Below are 14,512 nucleotides of genomic sequence, written 5' to 3'. Positions count from 1 at the left end.
GATCATCGCTGGTCATGGTGGCGGGGAACCGTCCGTCCGTTTGGCCGGAGTGGACAGCCTCCCCTGCCGGACGGTGATGGCCAACCAGAGCTCCATCCGGGCCTCTGCGGTGCCGAGGTCGCGCCCGAGCAGCGCCTCCGCCTTCTGCACCCGGTACCGCAGGGTGTGCCGGTGGATGTGGAGGGCGGCCGCCGCGGGGTCGTACTGACCGTGATGCGCGAGCCAGACGCCCAGGGACGTCACCAGGTCGATCCCGGTGATCCGGCAGTACTCGTCGACCGGGCCCAGCAGGCTGTCCGTGTAGGCCGACAAGACGGACAGGTCCATCAGGTCGACCACGCTCGTGCCGCGGAGCTGCTCGTAGTCGAGGACCGCCGGCACCAGGTGCCGGGCCCCGGCCGCGGCGTCCCGGGCCTGGCGGATCGCTTGCGCCACCTCCGACGTGGCGTGTGCGCGGCTCGTGCCGGCTGCGACGGACCGGTCGCCGGGAACGGTTCGCATCAGGAGGTCCTGGTCGGCGCGGGTGGCCGTCACGGCGATCAGATCACCGTCGAGGACGGCCGCGAGCACGTGGTCGCCGAGCCCGGCCAGCAGCTCGAACAGCAGTTCGTCGACGGCTGCCGGCTCGCCGGTCAGTGCGGTGACCCAGAGCGGCCGGCGGGTCAGCAGTGCTCCGCCGAGCCCCGTGAGCACGTCCTCGGTGAGGTCGACGCCGTCGAGCAGTAGTCGCAGCAGTGCCGCCGACCTGAGCGCGGCCCGCTCGGCCCTCGCCTGCTCCAGATCGAAGGACAGCAGTGCGGTCGCGACGTTGACCAGGGAGCGGTCCGTGGTGCCCGGTGCCCGGTCGAGCGCCACGACGAGGAACTCGCGGCCGCCCGAGGAGAGGGCCAGCGGATGTACGACCACATGCGCTTCACCCTCGACCAGCGCCAGGGCGGCGGGCCGTCGTCCGCGCAGCCTGCTCAGCTCGCCGGTGACCGTGGCGGCCAGCGCCTGCGCGGATGGCGGCGAGCAGTGCCGGGTCTGCCCGTTGCGGTCCAGGAGCGCCACGCGCCCTCGCAGCAGCGCGGCGAGGCGGTTGACGACCCCGGGCGCGCGGCCGGTGACCGCCGCCCGGGTCAACGCCTGCTGCCCGGTGAATCCGCGGGTCACGTCGGCGTAGAGCTCCGCGGCGAGCAGGTCGGAGACCGCCTTGCTGACGGCGATGAACGGCGTCGGCTGGTCGACCTCGATGAGCGGCAGGCCCCGCTCGCGGGCGACCCGGACGAGCGTCGCCGGTACCGCCTCGGTGACGAGTCCGACGCCGTAGCCGAGTCCGACGATGCCGGCGTCGAGGAGCCGGTCGATGTAGGCGGTGATCCGTGCCTTGCCCCGTGGCAGGCGAAGGCCGGTGGTCAGCAGCAGCTCGCCGCCCTGCAGGTATGGCGTGGGGTCGTCGAGCTCGCTGGTCGCCACCCACCGGATCGGCACCGCGAGTGCGGCCGCGTCCGGACCGGCGTCGCTCAGCAGCCGCAGCCCGAGGTGCGGATTCGCCAGCAACGCACCGAGAGTCGCGGGCACTGGCACCTCCACCGGCTCTGGGTACTTGTCCGTACTGTACAGGTGCCCGGACACGTCTTGTACGGATCGGCGAACGCTGCCGATGAGCGGCCGGCCTACGGTGGCATCATGTCAACGTCGATCGCCGGGGGGCCCGAGCTGCCCCAGGTCCGCCGCCTCGTCACCGAGATCCCCGGTCCGGTGTCACGCGAGCGCTTCGCCCGTCGTCAACGGTTCGTCGCTGGTGGTGTCGGTACCACGCTGCCGGTGTTCATCGAGGCGGCCGGCGGCGGCGTGCTGCGCGACGTGGACGGCAACTCGCTGATCGACCTCGCCTCGGGCATCGCCGTCACCGGCGTCGGCAACGCGGCCCCGGCGGTCGCCGCGCGGGTCGCCGACCAGGTGCGGGCGTTCACCCACACCTGCTTCATGGTCACGCCGTACGACGGCTACGTCGATGTCTGCGAAGAGCTTGCCCGGCTGACCCCCGGCGATCATGCGAAGAAGTCCGTCCTGCTCAGCTCGGGGGCGGAGGCGGTCGAGAACGCCGTCAAGATTGCCCGGGCGCACACGGGCCGGCGCGCTGTTGTCGTCTTCGACCACGCCTACCACGGCCGTACCAATCTCACCATGGCGATGACCGCGAAGGACATGCCGTACAAGCAGGGGTTCGGTCCGTTCGCCGGAGAGGTCTACCGGGCGCCGATGTCCTACCCGTTCCGTGAGCTCACCGCCGTGGACGGGGCCGCCGCGGCCGACCGGGCCATCGACGCGATCGGCAAGCAGGTCGGCGCGGCGAACGTCGCGTGTGTCGTGATCGAGCCGATCCTCGGTGAGGGCGGATTCGTCGTGCCGGCCAAGGGATTCCTGCCCCGGCTCGCCGAATGGGCACGGAACAACGGCGTGGTCTTCGTCGCCGACGAGATCCAGACCGGCTTCTGCCGCACCGGCGACTGGTTCGCCAGTGACCACGAGGGTGTCGTTCCGGATCTGCTCACCACGGCGAAGGGCATCGCGGGCGGCCTGCCGCTCGCCGCGGTGACCGGCCGCGCCGAGATCATGGACGCGGTGCACTCCGGCGGGCTGGGCGGGACGTACGGCGGCAACCCGGTCGCCTGCGCCGCCGCGCTCGGCGCCATCGAGCTCATGCGGAGCCTGGATTTGAACGCTGCGGCCCGGCGCGTCGGCGAGCTGATGTTCAACAGGCTGCAAGGGCTGGCCGAGCACCACCCGGCGATCGGCGACATCCGTGGACGGGGCGCGATGGTCGCCGTCGAACTCGTCACCGCGGACGGGCACACGCCCGACCCCGGGCGGGCGGCCGCGGTCTCGGCGTTCTGCCATGCACAAGGCGTGCTCACCCTGACGTGCGGCACCGACGGCAACGTCCTGCGCTTCCTGCCTCCGCTGGTGATCCCGGAGCAGCTGCTCTGCGAAGGGCTGGACGTGCTCGCCGACGCCTTCGTGGCGACGGCGTGACGCTCGACATGGAGGCGAACGCAGTGACGAATCCCGAAATCCGGACGGTCGCCGTCCTCGGTGGCACCGGTCCACAGGGGCGTGGTCTCGCGCGCCGGTTCGCCGCGGCCGGCCTGCGGGTGGTCCTGGGCAGCCGCGACGTTGATCGCGCGCAGGCCGCCGCGGGGGAACTCGAGGCCGCGACGGGCGGACGCGTGGAGGGCACGGGCAATCTCGCGGCGGCGCGCCTCGGCGAGGTCGTCATCGTGGCGGTGCCGTGGGAGGCACATGCGGAGCTCCTCACCGAGCTGGCGCCCGCCCTGGCGGGAAAGCTGGTTGTGGATTGCGTCAACCCGCTCGGATTCGACGGCAAAGGTGCGTTCGCGCTCCGTGTGCCGGAAGGCTCCGCGGCCGAGCAGGCCGCCGCCCTGCTGCCCGAGAGCCGGGTCGTCGCGGCGTTCCACCACGTCAGCGCGGTGTTGCTGGACGACCCTGCGGTCGAGTTCATCGACAGTGACGTGCTGGTGCTCGGTGAGGACCGCGACGCCGTGGAACTCGTCCAGCAACTCGTGGCCACGATCCCCGGCATGCGTGGCGTCTACGGTGGCCGGCTGCGCAATGCGCACCAGGTCGAGGCCTTCACCGCCAATCTCATCAGTATCAACCGTCGCTACAAGGCACACTCCGGCCTGCGCGTGACCGACATCTGAGGCACGGTAGCTCGACACTGCGGAGCACCGGACGTCCCGCTGGTGGACGGCCGGGGCGGACCTGACACCGTTCGCACGGGAGCACTTTTCGTTCATGAACCCGGACTTCAACTCCTTGAAGACTCCCACCCTGGTCGTCGTCGGCGATGATGACCAGTCGGCGCTCTCCACGCGCGGACCGGACTGGTTCACCGCGACCCCGGCCGACGCGCGGTAGGCGCAGTCTCAGCTCGACCGATCTGGATCGAGCCGCAAAGTCGTGGCCACGGCCGCGGCAGTAATCATGGAGCGGGCGCCACCGTGGCCGTACTTGGTGCGGTAGGCGTTGTCGACGTCGGCGGTCAGCTGGGACGACGCGTCGCCGATGTGCTCAACGGCGACGTTGGATTCCAGGCCCGGCACGCGGATGCGGGCCCTACGCGAACGCAGAGCCGCGCCGAACCAGCCGGTGTCGCGTCGGTACCAGGTCCGCACGTACGCCTGCCCACCGGCGCACACGATCCAGATCGGCAGCCACGGCCGCAGGCTCCCGTCTGCGCGCCGGACGGCGATGTGCAGCTCCCGCGCCGCGTCTAGGAAACGCAGACTTTGCGGGTACCACTCGGCGGTCATCGTTGTCCGACCTCCTCGGCAGACACCATCGATACATCGGCGGTAAGCCGGTCACCAGGGGACTTCCCCGCTGTCGTCGAAGAGCCCACCGGTTGGCCCGTCGTCTGGCAGCGTGGCGAGCCGAATGGCGATCTTGGCGCCTTCTGCGGGCGTGCTGGTTCCCTGGAAGCCGTTGAGGTCGGTCGCGACGTAGCCGGGGCAGGCGTTGTTGATTTTGATGTTGGTGTTGCTCAGCTCCTTGGCGTACTGGATAGCGACCGCGTTGAGGAACGTCTTCGACGGTGAGTACGCCCCGCTGATTCCGCCGAGGTCGACGCCCGGCGTGGTCTGCAAGGTCAAAGAAGCGACGTGGCTGGACTGGTTGACGATCCGCGGGTGCTTCGAGCGGCGCAGCAGCGGCAGCATCGCGTTGATGACCCGGATGACGCCGATCACGTTGGTCTCCACCACCGCCCGCATACTCTCCGGCGTAACGGTCGAGGGTTCCTCCGGCCATGCCCCGGCGACGCCGGCGTTGTTGACCAGCACGTCGAGCCGCCCGCCACGCTCCTCGATCAGTTCGGCGGCGGCCACAACGCTCGCGTCGTCGGTCACGTCCAGGGATACCCCGAAGGCGTCGACGCCGGCCGCACGCAGCTTCGCCACAGCGTCCTCCCGGCGCTGCTCGTCCCGGGCCCCGACGCCGACGCTCCAGCCCAGCGCGCCGAGCCCGGCCGCGATCTCGTATCCGATTCCCTTGTTCGCGCCGGTGACCAGCGCAATCGTCTGTTGGCTCATGCCGTTGATCGTGACCGGGCACTGGCGGAGCACCAACACCGTCTGAGTCACGCAACGATACCCAGCTGATATCGGTCGGGCGGTAGTTTGGCTAGGTGGAGACCCGAGAGTTGCGGTACTTCGTTGCGGTCGCCGAGGAGTTGCACTTCGGCCGGGCGGCCCAGCGCCTGGGTATCGCCCAGCCGCCGCTGTCGCGGACGATCACTCAGCTCGAGCAACGACTCGGGGTCCCATTGCTGGAACGCACCAGCCGCAAAGTCACACTCACCGAAGCCGGATCGGTGCTGCTGGCCGAAGGCCGGGCGATCCTCGGCGCGCTGGCCGCGGCCGAGCGGCGCACCCAGCGTGCCGCGACGAGTCAGCCCTCGCTCGTCCTGGCCACCAAGGCCGGCGCCTCCGGCGAACTGCTGGCGAAGTTGCTCGACGCGTACGCCACCGAGCCGGGTGCCGTCGCCGTCGACCTGCTGCTCTGCGAATCCCAGCCCCAGCAAATGCTGCATGCCGGCCAGGCCGACGTGGCACTGCTACATCAACCCTTCGACTCGACAGCCGAACTCGACACCGAAATCCTGAACACCGAGGGACAGGTCGCCATCCTTCCCGCCTCACATCCGCTCGCCGGCAGATCCCACGTCCGGACGGCGGATGTCAGTTCACTGCCGGACCTCCCACTTGCCCGCTGGCCCGGCCCCGACGGCACCTATCCCGAAGGCCCCGGAGCCGAAGTACGCAACCAGACCCAGCTCTTCCAGCTGATCGCGCTTGGCCGCACTACCGTGATCATGCCCGAATCCTGCCGCGCCAATGTGCTCGAAGGCCTGACCGTCGTGCCGGTTCTTGACGCGCCGACCGTGACGACAGTCATCGCCTGGCCGCCACACAGCCGCTCTCGAGCACTCGCCGACCTCGTCCGGGTAGCCACACACCTCTAGTGTCCTGAGTCGTTCATTCGCGCCTATCTGTATCGGGTTCGGATGCCGAGTCCGGTCGCTGGTGCTGTGGTGTTGTCCGATGCTGAGCGCGCGCAGTCGATGGCGTGGGCCCGCGGGTCGCGGACGGCGAATGGGTTGGCGATGCGGTCGCGGATCGTCCTGGCGGCGGCTGACGGGTTGGGCAACACAGCGATCGCGCACGAGCGTGGGGTTGCGCTGTCCAGCGCTCGTACGTGGCGGGGCCGGTTTCTGCGGGACCGCCTCGACGGGCTGCTGGACGAGCCGCGGCCAGGCCGGCCGCGCACGGTGTCCGACGAGGACGTCGAAGCGGTGATCACCCGGACGGTGGAAACAACGCCGCCGGTTGCAACGCACTGCTCGACAACGCCTCGACCCACAAGACCCAGGTCATCGAACGCTGGCTCGCCGCACATCCCCGCTCTACGCTGCACTTCACCCCGACCGGCGCATCATGGCTCGACCTCGTCGAACGCTGGTTCGGGGAACTGACCACCAAGAAACTGCAACGCGGCACCCACCGCAGCGTCCGCGAACTCACACCGACATCCGCGCCTGGATTCAGACGTGGAACGACAACCCCCGTCCCTACGTCCGGACCGAGACCGCGGACCAAATCCTCGAATCAATCGCGCGCTCCTGCAGGCGAATTAACGACTCGGGACACTGCGGTAGCAGATGAGGGCGCAGGCGATGGTGGTGAACGCGGCGAAGTGGGCGGCGTAGCGGTCGTAGCGGCGTACCAGGCGCCGGTAGCGCATCAGCCAGGACAGAGTGCGCTCGATGACCCAGCGGTGGCTGCCGAGGCGTTGTGAGGACTCGATCTTCTTGCGGGCGATCCGTACGGTGATGCCGCGTCGGCGGACCTCAGCCCGCAGCGCTTTGTGGTCGTAGGCTTTGTCGGCGTGCAGCTCGTCGGGTCGGCGGCGAGGGCGGCCGACCCGGCCGGAGACGGCGGGCATGCCGTCCAGCAGTGGCAGCAGCACCGCCGCGTCCGGGGTGTTCGCTGCGGAGATGGCGGTGGTGAGCGGCAGGCCGCCACGTTCGACCATGGCGTGGATCTTGCTGCCGGGCTTGCCGCGGTCGACCGGGCTCGGCCCGGTCAGATCGCCCCTTTTTCAGCCCGGACCTGGATGGAGTCGATCACCGCCCTCGACCAGTCCAGCACCTCCAGGGCCTGCAGCCGCTGCAGCACCGCCAGGTGCAGTGCCGGCCACAGCCCGGCCTTCGTCCACTCGGCGAAGCGGCGGTGCGCCGTAGCGCGGGTGACGCCGAACATCGCCTCCGGCAGCTTCCACCACGAGCACCCGGCCTGGGTCAGATAGCAGATCGCAGCCAGCACCGCCCGATCGTCCACCCGCCCGCCGACCACCACCCTGCGGCCGCACCGGCGGCGGCGGGATCAACGGGGCTGCGATCTCCCACAGAGCATCAGGACACCAACGCTCTACTTCGGACACGCCGAAGATTGAACATCAACGCTGACCGTTTGTCAGCCCCAAATGAGACGCGGTCTAAAGGCGCTGATTGGGTGAGCGTGTTCCGTCGTGCGTCCTTACGGACGTAACTTGCCCGTCAGGTTGTTGATGCTGACCCAGCGTACTCCGGCTTGGTCCAGCGCGGTCCGCACCGACGGGTCTCCGCCCGCGGCGGCTTCGTCGATGATTGCGACGTTGAGGCCTTCTCGCGCGGCGCCGAGTGCGGTCTGTGCGACGCAGCCGTAGCGTGCCAGCCCTGCAAGGTAGAGCCGGTGGATGCCTCTTCCTCGTAGGTAGTCGGCGAGTCCCGTTCGGGTGCTCTGGTCGTTCTCGAAGAAGGCGCCGTAGGAGTCGACGCCGGCACGGTAGCCTTTGCGGAACACGAGTTCCGCCTTGGTGAGGCGTAGACGCGGATCGAGTTCGGCGCCCTCGGTTCCCTGGACGCAGTGGTCTGGCCATACGCGTTGCTCTCCGTACGGGACGGTGATGACGTCGAGTGGCTGAACACCGTGGGTGGAGGCGAACGACACGTGGTTCGCGGGGTGCCAGTCGGTGACGACGACCACGTGTTCCGCGATTTCGGCCACGGCGTTGATCGGGTCGATGATGGCTTCCGCGCCCGGCACGGACATCGAGCCGGAGACGAAGTCGTTCTGGACGTCAACAACGATGAAGGCTGCGTCCGCACCGAACCGTTCGGTAGTCGATGTCATGTCTCTGGGTTGCCTTTCGGGGAGGGGGTGGACGCCGGTGGCCGGCGCCCACCTCAGGTGTGTCATGGGCCGACGGTGACCTTGGTCAGGTCTACGTACCAGGACTTCGGATCGACGAAGCCGTGCACGGTGGGGGCAAGCACCCGCGGGTTGAGGTCGTGGACGATGTACAGCCACTGCGCCTGGTCGGTCAGGATGTGTGCCGCTTGGGCGTAGAGGTCGAAGCGCTTGGTGTCGTCGAACGTCGCCCGGGCCTGGGTGAACAGGGCTTCAGCCTGTGGGTCGTGCAGTCCGGAGAGGTTTTGGGGCGCCGCTCCGAGGAGCATGTTCCAGTAGCCCTCCTGCTGGAAGCCGAGGCTGATGTTGACCAGGTCGGCCCCTTGGGGGAACTTCCCGGCGACGAAGTCGGCGCCCATCGAGGCCCACTCGACTGGGACGAGCTTCACGTTGATACCGAGGGTGGCGAGCTGTTGCTGCAGTGCCTCGTTCATCGGTCCGGGAACCATGTTGCCGCTGCCGCTCGTCGGGTAGACGAGCGTGACGTCCAGCCCGTTGGGGTGGCCCGCTTCCGCGAGCAGTGTTTTCGCCTTCGACGGGTCGTACCGATAGAGGTCGTTGTCCTTGCGGTAGGCGGCGTTGGCTGGGGCGACGCCCTGGGCGGCCGGTTCGGCGGTGCCGTGCAGTACGTTGTCGATGAGCGACTGGCGGTCCACGGCGTACTCGAGCGCCCTGCGGATGCGGACATCGCTGAAGGGTGCCTTGGTTGTGTTGAAGATCCAGGGCCAGTTGTGGTCGTAGCTGTTCATCGCCACCTGGTAGCCCGCGGCCTTGAGGCCGGGCACGTCGTCGGGCAGCGGGGTCTCGATCCAGTTCACCTCGCCGGCGCGTAGTGCGGCGGCGCGTGCTGTCGGGTCGGGGATCGGGCGCAGGATGAGGGTGTCGAGGTTGGGCCGGCCGGCCCAGTACTGGTCGTTCGCGACGAGCGTCAGGCTCTGCCCGGGTTGCAGGGAGGAGAACTTGAACGGGCCGGTGCCGACGGGGTGCGCGGCGAAGCCTTTGTTGCCGTCCTTCTTGATCTCGGCCGGGCTGCCGAACAGGACGCTCACGAGGTCGGAGGTGAGCGACGCCCACGGCCCCTTCGTGACGATTTTGATCGCCATGTTGTCGACCTTGTCGACCCTGTCGATGCCGGCGATGCCGAGGCCGGCTCGTGCGGCGAGTTCCGGGTAGTAGTACTCGAAGGTCTTGTCGGTGTAGCGGCGAAGGTTGAACACCGCCGCGTCCGCGTCGAATGGTGTGCCGTCGTGGAAGGTGACGCCCGTTCGCAGGTGGAAGGTCCAGCTGTGCGCCGCCTCGTCGATCTCCCAGGTGGTGGCGAGGTCGCCCACGATCTTCGGGTTCGTCTCCCCTTGCGAGAGATCGAAGGCGGTGAGGCTGTCGTAGAGTTGGCGTCCGACGAAGCGTGCGCCTTCGTAACCCTGGTTGCTGCTGAGCGTGGTGTCGAGCATGGGGATGTCGCTCGCTGTCATGGCGATGATGAGCGTTCCGCTGCTGTCGGTGGTCTGCGCGGTCGGGGTGCACGCGGTGAGCGTGCCCAGTAACCCGGCGGTCGCGATATAGGTGGTGAGGCGATACAGGGGTTTCATCGGTGCTCCGGAGGTGGCTAGCGGTGGAACGGTTCGGATGCGACTCCTGGCCGTCCGGGGATCGACTCGAGGAGGGTCGTGGTGTACGGGTGCGTCGGGTTGCGGTAGATGTCCGCCGCGGCGCCCCGTTCCACGATCTGGCCGCGATACATCACCAGCAGGTCATCACTCATGTGCTCGACGACGTCGAGGTCATGGGAGATGAACAGGTAGGCCAGACCGAGTTCGGTCTGCAGGCCGGACAGCAGGTTGAGCACCTGGGCCTGTACCGACTTGTCGAGTGCGGACACCGCTTCGTCGCAGACGACCAGACGCGGCTGCGTGACGAGCGCTCGCGCGATGGCCGCCCGCTGCAGCTGGCCGCCCGACAGCTCGTGCGGGTACGCGTCGAATCGCTCGGCGGTGAGCCCCACACGGTCGAGCATTGCGACGATGCGGCGGCGATGCTCCGCGCGCGGCACCTTGTGCACGGCAAGATTGAAGGCGATCGAGCGGCCGATCGTGAGCCGCGGGTTGAACGAGGTCTGGGGGTTCTGCGGCACCAGCTGGAGCCGACGGCGCAGCAGCCGGTGCTGTCGCGCGTCACGGACGACCTGGCCGTCGATGGAGATGGTCCCCGAATCGGCGGACAGCAGTCCGAGTACGATCTTGGCCGTCGTCGATTTGCCGCATCCGGACTCGCCGACGATGCCGAGGGTCTGGCCGGCGCAAACCTGGAAGGAAACGTCGTCGACGGCACGTACACCGTTCCCGTACGTTTTCACGAGCTTGTTCACCTCGACCAGCGCGGTCATGCGACAGCCCGCCGAAGGCGAGGGGATTGCGCGAGAACCGGGCACGCCGTCGCATGGGAACCGCTCACCACGGTAAGCGGCGGTTCCGCGTCCAGGCACGACTCCTGGGCGATTGGGCAGCGCGGGGCGAACGGGCAGCCTGTGATGGGCAAGTCGAGGGGCGGGGGCGCCCCGCCGATCGCCGCGAGACCGCCCTTCGGGATGTCCGGCGTCGGCATGGCGGCCAGCAGCGCGCGTGTGTACGGATGCCGCGGACTGTCCAGCACCTCCTGAGCCGTGCCCTGTTCGATGATCAGGCCCGCGTACATGACGGCCACGTCATCGCCGATCTCGCGGGCAACGCCCACATCATGGGTGACGAAGAGCATGGCCATCCCCAGCCGCTGCCGCAGGTCGCCGAACAGCCGCAGGATCTGAGCCTGGGTCGTCACGTCCAGCGCGGTCGTCGGCTCATCGGCCAGGAGGAGGGCCGGGCCGCAGCTCACCGCGATCGCGATCGCGACGCGCTGCCGCATCCCGCCCGAAAGCTCGTGCGGGAAGCTACGGGCGACGCGCTCGGGCTCGGAGATCCCGACCTGGACGAGCAGCTCCAGCGAGCGGCGCCGGGCCGCGCCACGGTTGGCTACGGCGTCATGCGTGAGGAGTACCTCTTCGATCTGGCGCCCGACCCGGCTCAGCGGATCGAGTGCACCGGCGGGATCCTGCGGTACCAGTGCGACCACGGCTCCTCGCGTGCGGCGCAGCTCGTCCGGCGATGCATCGAGCACCGACTGGCCGAGGATGCTGACCGATCCCCGGTAGCGGGCGGTGCGGCCGGCCAGCGCGTGCAGCGAGCGGAGGGTGACCGACTTGCCACTACCGCTCTCGCCGAGCAGCACCAGCGTGCGACCGCGCCGCGCACGCAGGCTGACGCCGCGGACCGCGTGCGCGACCCGTCCGCCGGACACGAACTCCGTCTTGAGGCGCTCGACGACAAGCACCTCCCGGTCTTCCCCGGTTGAGATCATCGGACGGCTCCCCGCACGTCGAGCAGCTCCCGTAGCGCGTCGCCGAGTACGTTGAACGCAATCGATACGATGAGGATCGCGAGCGCGGGCACCAGCAGCAGTGCCGGTTGCACGAAGAGCAGCGACTGCAGCTCACTCACCATCGCGCCCCATTCGGCCACCGGCGGCGCGACGCCGAGCCCGAGGAAACTCAGACCGGCCGCGAAGACGATCGAGAGACCGACGAGCGCCGTGCAGTAGACGAGCACGGCAGGGAGCACGTTCGGTAGGACATGGACGACGGCGATGCGCACGCGCGATGCTCCGCTTGCCCGTGCCGCCTCCATGAAATCCGCACTTCGCAAGCGTTTGACCTCCGTCTCGGTGACCCGCGCCACTGAAGGGACCAGCACCACCGCGAGCGCGATGACGGCGTTCGCGATGCCCGGCCCGAGCGCGGCCGCGATCGCGATCGCGAGCAGCACGGCGGGGAAGGCATAGAAGACGTCCAGCGCCCTCATGATCACAGCGTTGACATGGGGACCCGCCTGCCCGGCGACCACGCCCAGCACCAACCCCAGCACGCCGGCGACGGCGACCGGCACGACGCCGGCCAGCAGCGAGAGTCTGCCGCCGAAGAGCAGTCGGGTGAGGATGTCGCGCCCCTGGCCGTCGGTGCCGAAGAGGTGCCCGGGCGATCCCAGTGGCAGCAGCCGCTTCGTGATGTCTCCGGCGGTCGGTGAATACGGTGTGAGCCAAGGCGCGAGAACCGCGGCCGCCGCGACGAGCGCGATGATCGTGACCGCCGCGGCACCCGCGATCGACAGGCGACGCCGCCGGCGACGCCGTCCGGTGGGAGTATCGGCTGGGGATTCTGGGAGGGTCAGGTCGGTCATCCGCGCACCCTGGGGTCGACGATGGCCACCGCCGCATCGACGGCGATGTTGATGAGCACAAACGCGAGGGCGGAGATGAGGACCCCGCCCTGGATGACGGAGAGGTCGCGTTTCGCGATCGAGTCGAAAACGAGTCGACCAAGACCGGGCCAGGCGAAGATCGTCTCCACGAACACCACCCCGCCGAGCAGATAGCCGATCTGCAGCCCTGAGATGGTCAGGAACGGGGCGAGCGCGTTGCGCAGCAGGTGGCGTCGGATGCGACGTTCGGAGACCCCGCGCCACCGATAGGCGTCGACCCAGTCGGCCGACCGCAGCTCAATGAGCGAGGCGCGGAACATCCGTGCGATGACCCCGGCCGGTACCAGGGCGGCGGCCACTCCGGGCAGCACCAGGTGCCACAAGAGGTCACCCCAGCCTCCGCCGCGCGGAGAGTACATACCGGACACCGGGAACGCGTGGAGCCCCACGGCGAAGACGATGAGCAGGACAAGGGCGAGCGAATACTGCGGCGCCGACATCCCGAAGATCGAGAATCCCTCCGCGAGCGCCTTTCCTAACCTGCTCCTGCCGAAGGCTCCGTACGCGCCGAGCACGGCACCGGCGCCCACCGCGAGGATCGCCGCGAAGGCCGCCAGCCACAGCGTGTTCACGAACGCCATCGCCACCAGACCGAGCACCGCACCGTGCGTGGCGGTCGACATCCCCAGGTCACCGCGCAACGCGTTCCACAGCCAGGTGAGGTACTGCACGGGTGGCGGGCGGTCGAGTCCCAGCCGCGCTGTGAGCTCGGCCCGCGCCTGCGGCGTGCCGTTGGTACCGAGCAGGCTGGAGACCGGATCGCCCGGAATGAGCTTGACCGTGACGAACACGACGAGCGACACACCAAGCAGCGTTGGGACGGCGAACAGCAGCCGCCGCAGCAGATAACGGGTCACGAGTTTCCTGCCAGGAGCGTTCCGCTGCGGAAGGTGAAGGAGGCGCGTTCGGAGCGGTGACGCGTGAAGCTCAGCTGTGTCGCACGCCCGTCACGGTCATGGCCGACGCGCCGGATGTACAGCAGCGCGTCACCTTCCGGCACGTCGAGTGCCTCGGCTGTGGCGGCGTCGGCCTTGATCGCCTGGATGTGCACTTCAAAGCCGCGGTACTCGATACCCATCTGCCGCAAGTGCGCGCGCAGACCACCGGCGTACAGGCCCGGACGCACGCTCGTGGCCAGAGGACCGAGCAGATAGCTCGTGCCAGCGGTGGTGATCTCGCCGCTCACGTAGATGGCGTACTCGACGCAGACACACTCCGCTCCCGCAGGAGCGTCGAGGACGGAACACACCGTCGGCGGCGCCGTCATCGTCTCGCTCGATACGACATGAAGTCGCGTCAGACCCAGGTTCGGGGAGAGGTACTGGTCGTCGCTCTCGTCCGCGGGCGAGAGGCTGTAGCGCAGTTGCGTCGTCGCGACGAAGGTGCCGACACCTTGTCGACGCTCCACAACACGCTCATTCCGAAGCTGGTTGAGCACTTGCCGGATAACGGTACGGCTCGTGGAATACCGGGCCGCCAGATCCTGGTCCGACGGTAGAAAATTGTTGTCGAACGTGCGCATCGCCACATCTTCGTGCAGAAGATCGTGCACGCGTATTGAACGGCGCGCCGCGCTCAACTTGGCGGACAGATGCCATGCTGTGGAACTCACGGTGACGGACGCTAAGAGCCCTCTGTTTCGCATTTCCACCACGGTGGTTTCTCTGAAGTTACGCGAGCAACCTCCGTAGCCACATGCCCTCTGAACAGGCATTTCTCTCGCCTCAGCAGCAGATACGCGGCTATTCTGCGTCTTGTTCGGGCCACTGGAAGGCGGGCGCGCTTCCGGATTGGACGCATCTTCTGAGACTGGTTAGCCTGCGCGGGATGGAGCGCTTCGTCACGCGTTCCGAGGAGTCTTGTCGTGAATTT

General features: G+C 68.5%; 14 protein-coding genes and 2 pseudogenes. 5 read left to right on the top strand and 11 right to left on the bottom strand.

Going from position 1 to position 14,512, the window contains the following annotated elements:
- Nucleotides 1-12: 12 nt before the first annotated feature.
- Nucleotides 13-1,560: a PucR family transcriptional regulator gene (locus AC6JBM_RS19775; RefSeq protein WP_497985063.1), complete on the bottom strand. Its 1,548-nt coding sequence runs from the start codon at nucleotides 1,558-1,560 to the stop codon at nucleotides 13-15.
- A gap of 108 nt (nucleotides 1,561-1,668) precedes the next feature.
- Here AC6JBM_RS19775 and gabT point away from each other — a divergent pair, with 108 nt between their 5' ends.
- The 3 genes from gabT to AC6JBM_RS19760 all read left to right on the top strand — a co-directional run bounded on the left by gabT (nucleotide 1,669) and on the right by AC6JBM_RS19760 (nucleotide 3,924).
- On the top strand, nucleotides 1,669-3,018 hold the full coding sequence (gene gabT, locus AC6JBM_RS19770) for a 4-aminobutyrate--2-oxoglutarate transaminase (RefSeq protein ID WP_497985062.1): 1,350 nt from the start codon (nucleotides 1,669-1,671) through the stop codon (nucleotides 3,016-3,018).
- 8 nt (nucleotides 3,019-3,026) lie between these two features.
- Nucleotides 3,027-3,707, top strand: coding sequence for an NADPH-dependent F420 reductase (gene npdG, locus AC6JBM_RS19765; protein ID WP_497986493.1), 681 nt, complete (start codon nucleotides 3,027-3,029; stop codon nucleotides 3,705-3,707).
- Nucleotides 3,708-3,801: 94 nt separating this feature from the next.
- Nucleotides 3,802-3,924 carry a hypothetical protein gene (locus AC6JBM_RS19760; RefSeq protein WP_497985061.1) on the top strand — a complete coding sequence of 41 codons (123 nt, stop codon included), beginning with the start codon at nucleotides 3,802-3,804 and terminating at the stop codon, nucleotides 3,922-3,924.
- An 8-nt stretch (nucleotides 3,925-3,932) separates the two neighbouring features.
- Here the strand turns inward: AC6JBM_RS19760 and AC6JBM_RS19755 are convergent, their stop codons facing one another.
- Together AC6JBM_RS19755 and AC6JBM_RS19750 are read right to left on the bottom strand one after the other, a co-directional pair.
- A complete protein-coding gene (locus AC6JBM_RS19755; RefSeq protein WP_497985060.1) occupies nucleotides 3,933-4,319 on the bottom strand; it encodes a DUF2255 family protein in 387 nt (128 codons plus the stop codon).
- Between the two features lie 51 nt (nucleotides 4,320-4,370).
- The gene (locus tag AC6JBM_RS19750; protein WP_497985059.1) at nucleotides 4,371-5,096 is read right to left on the bottom strand and encodes an SDR family oxidoreductase; all 726 of its coding nucleotides are present in this window, start codon (nucleotides 5,094-5,096) and stop codon (nucleotides 4,371-4,373) included.
- Between the two features lie 95 nt (nucleotides 5,097-5,191).
- Here AC6JBM_RS19750 and AC6JBM_RS19745 point away from each other — a divergent pair, with 95 nt between their 5' ends.
- Nucleotides 5,192-6,028, top strand: coding sequence for a LysR family transcriptional regulator (locus AC6JBM_RS19745; RefSeq protein WP_497985058.1), 837 nt, complete (start codon nucleotides 5,192-5,194; stop codon nucleotides 6,026-6,028).
- A gap of 42 nt (nucleotides 6,029-6,070) precedes the next feature.
- Nucleotides 6,071-6,728: pseudogene (locus tag AC6JBM_RS19740) on the top strand (transposase).
- Here AC6JBM_RS19740 and AC6JBM_RS19735 read toward each other — a convergent pair.
- From AC6JBM_RS19735 to AC6JBM_RS19700, 8 genes and pseudogenes are all read right to left on the bottom strand, one after another.
- A pseudogene (locus AC6JBM_RS19735) lies at nucleotides 6,697-7,473 on the bottom strand (IS5 family transposase). The pseudogenes AC6JBM_RS19740 and AC6JBM_RS19735 sit on opposite strands and share 32 nt — an antisense overlap.
- A gap of 128 nt (nucleotides 7,474-7,601) precedes the next feature.
- Nucleotides 7,602-8,237, bottom strand: a complete 636-nt coding sequence (locus AC6JBM_RS19730; protein ID WP_497985057.1) for an isochorismatase family protein — start codon at nucleotides 8,235-8,237, stop codon at nucleotides 7,602-7,604.
- Nucleotides 8,238-8,299: 62 nt separating this feature from the next.
- Complete coding sequence (locus AC6JBM_RS19725) at nucleotides 8,300-9,745, bottom strand: ABC transporter substrate-binding protein (protein ID WP_497985056.1); 1,446 nt, start codon at nucleotides 9,743-9,745, stop codon at nucleotides 8,300-8,302.
- A gap of 155 nt (nucleotides 9,746-9,900) precedes the next feature.
- Nucleotides 9,901-10,677 (bottom strand): ATP-binding cassette domain-containing protein, encoded by a 777-nt coding sequence (locus AC6JBM_RS19720; RefSeq protein ID WP_497985055.1) that lies wholly within the window; start codon nucleotides 10,675-10,677, stop codon nucleotides 9,901-9,903.
- Nucleotides 10,674-11,684 carry an ABC transporter ATP-binding protein gene (locus AC6JBM_RS19715; protein ID WP_497985054.1) on the bottom strand — a complete coding sequence of 337 codons (1,011 nt, stop codon included), beginning with the start codon at nucleotides 11,682-11,684 and terminating at the stop codon, nucleotides 10,674-10,676. Before AC6JBM_RS19715 ends, AC6JBM_RS19720 begins: the two co-directional genes overlap by 4 nt.
- A complete protein-coding gene (locus tag AC6JBM_RS19710; RefSeq protein ID WP_497985053.1) occupies nucleotides 11,681-12,559 on the bottom strand; it encodes an ABC transporter permease in 879 nt (292 codons plus the stop codon). The genes AC6JBM_RS19715 and AC6JBM_RS19710 overlap by 4 nt, the downstream gene beginning before the upstream one ends.
- Nucleotides 12,556-13,497, bottom strand: a complete 942-nt coding sequence (locus AC6JBM_RS19705; RefSeq protein WP_497985052.1) for an ABC transporter permease — start codon at nucleotides 13,495-13,497, stop codon at nucleotides 12,556-12,558. The genes AC6JBM_RS19710 and AC6JBM_RS19705 overlap by 4 nt, the downstream gene beginning before the upstream one ends.
- Complete coding sequence (locus AC6JBM_RS19700; RefSeq protein WP_497985051.1) at nucleotides 13,494-14,252, bottom strand: GntR family transcriptional regulator; 759 nt, start codon at nucleotides 14,250-14,252, stop codon at nucleotides 13,494-13,496. Before AC6JBM_RS19700 ends, AC6JBM_RS19705 begins: the two co-directional genes overlap by 4 nt.
- Nucleotides 14,253-14,512 lie beyond the last annotated feature (260 nt).

The sequence above is a fragment of the Dactylosporangium thailandense genome (genome assembly GCF_059739745.1).
This window is presented reverse-complemented; position numbering and strand designations above follow the sequence as displayed.

What these genes read in the sequence shown, in the direction of transcription:
- AC6JBM_RS19720 (WP_497985055.1), bottom strand. Translation starts at nt 10,677, where the DNA reads ATGACCGCGCTGGTCGAGGTGAACAAGCTCGTGAAAACGTACGGGAAC.
- AC6JBM_RS19710 (WP_497985053.1), bottom strand. Translation starts at nt 12,559, where the DNA reads ATGACCGACCTGACCCTCCCAGAATCCCCAGCCGATACTCCCACCGGA.
- npdG (WP_497986493.1), top strand. Translation starts at nt 3,027, where the DNA reads ATGGAGGCGAACGCAGTGACGAATCCCGAAATCCGGACGGTCGCCGTC.
- AC6JBM_RS19755 (WP_497985060.1), bottom strand. Translation starts at nt 4,319, where the DNA reads ATGACCGCCGAGTGGTACCCGCAAAGTCTGCGTTTCCTAGACGCGGCG.
- AC6JBM_RS19725 (WP_497985056.1), bottom strand. Translation starts at nt 9,745, where the DNA reads ATGCTCGACACCACGCTCAGCAGCAACCAGGGTTACGAAGGCGCACGC.
- AC6JBM_RS19715 (WP_497985054.1), bottom strand. Translation starts at nt 11,684, where the DNA reads ATGATCTCAACCGGGGAAGACCGGGAGGTGCTTGTCGTCGAGCGCCTC.
- gabT (WP_497985062.1), top strand. Translation starts at nt 1,669, where the DNA reads ATGTCAACGTCGATCGCCGGGGGGCCCGAGCTGCCCCAGGTCCGCCGC.
- AC6JBM_RS19730 (WP_497985057.1), bottom strand. Translation starts at nt 8,237, where the DNA reads ATGACATCGACTACCGAACGGTTCGGTGCGGACGCAGCCTTCATCGTT.
- AC6JBM_RS19760 (WP_497985061.1), top strand. Translation starts at nt 3,802, where the DNA reads ATGAACCCGGACTTCAACTCCTTGAAGACTCCCACCCTGGTCGTCGTC.
- AC6JBM_RS19750 (WP_497985059.1), bottom strand. Translation starts at nt 5,096, where the DNA reads ATGAGCCAACAGACGATTGCGCTGGTCACCGGCGCGAACAAGGGAATC.